Origin of the sequence: Streptomyces sp. NTH33 (assembly GCF_003236365.1) — a bacterium.
GTDB lineage: Bacteria > Actinomycetota > Actinomycetes > Streptomycetales > Streptomycetaceae > Streptomyces.
This window is the reverse complement of record NZ_POTZ01001074.1, coordinates 1-615: the sequence shown is the minus strand read 5'-3', so window position 1 is coordinate 615 and position 615 is coordinate 1. Positions and strand designations below refer to the sequence as shown.

Here is a 615-nt window from a genome sequence, read left to right as displayed (position 1 = left end):
CCCTTGACCCGCTCACCCCACCGGCCCACGATCCCCGCATGGCAGTTCGGGTCACGTTCGTCGCCGCGGCGCGCGGCTCCCCGGCGCTCGCCGAGCGGTTCGAGGACGACCGGCAGCTCGACCGGGCGGGCTGGGACGAGGTGGGGCGGGTCGCCCGCGAACTGCTGCCGCTCGCCGCCGCCGACCTGCGCTACTGTTCGCCCACTCCGCGCAGCCGCGCCACCGGGGACGCCCTCGGCTACGCCCCGCTCGTCCAGCTCGCCCTGCGCGACTGCGACATGGGCCGCTGGCGCGGGCTCACGCTGGGCGAGGCGATGGCACGCGAGCCGCAGGCCGTGGACGCCTGGCTCGCCGACCCGCGCGGCACCCCGCACGGCGGCGAGTCGCTGCTGTCCTTCATCACCCGCGTCGGCGGCTGGCTCGACACCCGGCCCGTCGAGGACGGCTGCCGCGTCGTCGCCGTGGCCGAACCCTCCGTGATCCGCGCCGCCCTGGTCTACGCCCTGAAGGCGCCCCCGTCCACCTACTGGAACATCGACGTCCGCCCCCTGTCGACCACCACCGTCACCGGCCACGCCGGCCGCTGGTACCTCCGCCTCGACGGCATACCGGCTC

1 protein-coding gene is annotated in these 615 nt (G+C 76.3%); it reads left to right on the top strand.

Annotation, left to right across the window (positions count from 1 at the left end; all coding sequences use genetic code 11):
- Positions 1 to 38 precede the first annotated feature (38 nt).
- The coding region (locus tag C1I97_RS38530) for a histidine phosphatase family protein (protein WP_111007418.1) at positions 39 to 615 on the top strand (577 nt) is incomplete at its 3' end.